The organism is Stenotrophomonas maltophilia group sp. RNC7 (assembly GCF_030910085.1).
Classification (GTDB): Bacteria; Pseudomonadota; Gammaproteobacteria; order Xanthomonadales; family Xanthomonadaceae; genus Stenotrophomonas; species Stenotrophomonas sepilia.
This window is the reverse complement of sequence record NZ_JAVFVN010000541.1, coordinates 1-2,746: the sequence shown is the minus strand read 5'-3', so window position 1 is coordinate 2,746 and position 2,746 is coordinate 1. Positions and strand designations below refer to the sequence as shown.

5 protein-coding genes are annotated in these 2,746 nt (G+C 31.9%); 4 read left to right on the top strand and 1 reads right to left on the bottom strand.

The features are described 5' to 3' along the window. On the bottom strand, positions 1 to 343 hold a 343-nt coding region (locus RCF13_RS10705), incomplete at its 3' end, for a hypothetical protein (RefSeq protein WP_308141145.1). Between the two features lie 287 nt (positions 344 to 630). Here RCF13_RS10705 and RCF13_RS10700 point away from each other — a divergent pair. From RCF13_RS10700 to RCF13_RS10685, 4 genes are all read left to right on the top strand, one after another. Beyond that, positions 631 to 1,119, top strand: coding sequence for a hypothetical protein (locus RCF13_RS10700; protein ID WP_308141144.1), 489 nt, complete (start codon positions 631 to 633; stop codon positions 1,117 to 1,119). After that, a complete protein-coding gene (locus RCF13_RS10695) occupies positions 1,104 to 2,015 on the top strand; it encodes an exonuclease domain-containing protein (protein WP_000551413.1) in 912 nt (303 codons plus the stop codon). The genes RCF13_RS10700 and RCF13_RS10695 overlap by 16 nt, the downstream gene beginning before the upstream one ends. 108 nt (positions 2,016 to 2,123) lie before the next feature. Next, positions 2,124 to 2,294, top strand: a complete 171-nt coding sequence (locus tag RCF13_RS10690) for a hypothetical protein (RefSeq protein WP_001097071.1) — start codon at positions 2,124 to 2,126, stop codon at positions 2,292 to 2,294. A gap of 126 nt (positions 2,295 to 2,420) precedes the next feature. Then, the coding region (locus RCF13_RS10685; protein WP_308141143.1) for a hypothetical protein at positions 2,421 to 2,746 on the top strand (326 nt) is incomplete at its 3' end.

Here is a 2,746-nt window from a genome sequence, read left to right as displayed (position 1 = left end):
ACTTTTTAATTGTAATGTCATTATACTTAGATTTTATCAATACATGTATGTTTCTTCTATCAAAGGTTGCCAAAGCGTCTTTCAATCCGACTCCAAATTTTCCAATTACTTTTTCAACACGGCTCATTTTTTCTTTATTTTCGTTTTGTGTTAAATGATTATGTTTTAGCCCTCTTCCATAATCTTTAATATGCCATTTTCCATCATCATCTTTCCATATAATAGGTTCTTTTGTTTCACTTAAATTCGATTCATCCAATGCATTCGCGATGATTTCCCTTAATGCATGTGCTACAGTCCAATGTTCCAAAACTTTTTCAATGTTTAAGTCGAATTTCTTCATCCTTGTACACCTTTTCCTTTTTGACATGATTCGTTCTTATTATTTGTTTCTTTATTTTATATTTCATATTTTATAATAATAGAGTTTCTTATACAAAGTTAAGACCATAACACTCAAAAATAAAAAGATGTAGTAACCTACAAAAGAATTAATTTATACGCTGATCAAATTGTCTTCACATAGAAATTATGTATAAAAATGACTATTCAATTAACTCCTCTTTCCATATATGTTATATACTAATAATATAAAATTAAAAATATTCAATTAGAAAGGGAGTGTTTGCATTGAAACACGGCAAACTATTTTATTTCACCAATCCGCATCCCGATCTGCCTATGGATGAACGATATGTTGCGGAGACTGATACAGGTATCAAAGAATCTTTTGTACATAAAAATGATGCATTACTGTTTTTATTTGACCACGGAGTACGTTCTTATCAATCTTTCACAAAAGAAATCTCTGCATATAAAAACTTAAAAAACATTCCTATTTACGAATTATGGCATTTAGAAAATAGAATAGGCTATGTACTCTTCGGATTTGAATCCTATATAGATTCGGAAGGAAATACAAACAAACGAAAATCTTATATATGGCGATTCGTCGGGCATGGACGTAGTTGTTTTGCGCCCACTCGTGAAGAACTGACTCAAAAGATATTAGACGAGATTCATAAACATGTGGCAGATCCCGAAGAACGTGGTTACAACATATACCCTTATTACACGCGTTATTATCGAGAAGGCGGTGCAAAATGCATAATTTCGTAGCTTTTGATTTTGAGACTGCTAACCATCATCGTCATAGCATTTGTGCTGTTGGTATGGTCTTTGTCGAAAATGGAGAAATCATTGATACCCTCTATGAATTAATTAATCCAGAAGAAGATTTTGACTATTATAATATCGCTATTCACGGAATTACACCAAGTGATGTAAAAGACGCCCTCACATTTCCAGAATTTTATGAAGCGTATAAAAAAAGATTTGAAAACAAATTATTAGTCGCTCATTATCTTCCTTTTGATGGATACGCACTCCGGGATAGTTTAAGACGGTATGAACTTCCATCTGTTTATAACAACTTACTTTGTACATACCAACTATCAAAAAAATTAATAACCGGAGAAAAGAGCTATACCTTAAAATACCTTTGCAAACATTTTAGCATTGAATTAAATAACCATCATAATGCTTTGGAAGATGCAAGGGCTTGTGCTCAACTCATGTTACAACTATCTCATAAATATGATCTACCAAATATAGAAGAAATTTATTCCAAAACACACATTAGAACTGGCGAAATCTCTGGTAACACCTATAGATCTTCATTAGTTCAATCTCAATCCTACTCCTCTTTAAATTTAAAAGATATTAACGTAGCAACAGAAGTATCTGAAGATCATCCTTTTTATCAAAAACATATCGTATTTACAGGCAAATTAAATGCGTATACTCGTATAGAAGCCGCACAGTTAATTGCTAATAAAGGTGGCATTCCACAAAACGGTATTAACAAAAACACTAACTATATTATCATCGGAGATTTCGACAACGTGATGATAAAAGGAAATAAATCTTCTAAATTAGAGAAAGCAGAAAAATTGATTGCACAGGGGAAGGAGCTTGAAATTATTAGCGAAGAAGAATTTATGAGAATGTTGTAGTTGAATAAGTTGACACTAAAAATGATATAAAAATCTAATACTTTCATATAAAATAATAATCATACAACAAGATATACATCATGAAGCACAGAAGAAAGGAGAATTTTCATGGCGAAAAATGGAGAACCTGGAAAAGGACGTATTGGCGCAGTAAAAGGGCGTAGCCAATTACAAGGTCCAAACGGAAATTGGATTAAGCGTGACAGCGCAACCGGACGATTCCTTGACCAAAAAACAAGTAGTACAACACCTTTCAAAGGTGTTAGAAAAGAAAAGTAACCAAACTAAAAATAAACAGCTATCGTAGGAGATAGCTGTTTATTTTTCTTACCATTACATTTATTATAACTAATATATAGATTATTAAATGGTAAATCAAATTTACAGTAAGGAGTGTTACTAATGATGACCGACGCAGAAAGATATCATTCTTTTAACAGCGTAAAACAAAGTACCAACGTTTTAGTATCCCAATGGCAAAAAAGGTGGTTAACTGGTTTTAAATATGATGCATCAACAATCGAATTTTTTCCTCCGAAGCCATTTATAAATCTAAGCTCAATGCAACAAGCTGCATTACTTAAAAATATTAGATATGTTCATCACGCTGTACTCGCATCTGTTTTTCAAATGACTCCAGAAAATAAAAAAGTGCCATTCGATGTAGTAGATAACTTGATTTTAGAACAACTAAATCATTATAACCGTAAATTAGGGTTATGTATTTATGC

Bases quoted from the DNA above. Each gene is read 5' to 3' on its own strand.
- RCF13_RS10690 (WP_001097071.1), top strand. From the start codon at position 2,124: ATGGCGAAAAATGGAGAACCTGGAAAAGGACGTATTGGCGCAGTAAAA.
- RCF13_RS10695 (WP_000551413.1), top strand. From the start codon at position 1,104: ATGCATAATTTCGTAGCTTTTGATTTTGAGACTGCTAACCATCATCGT.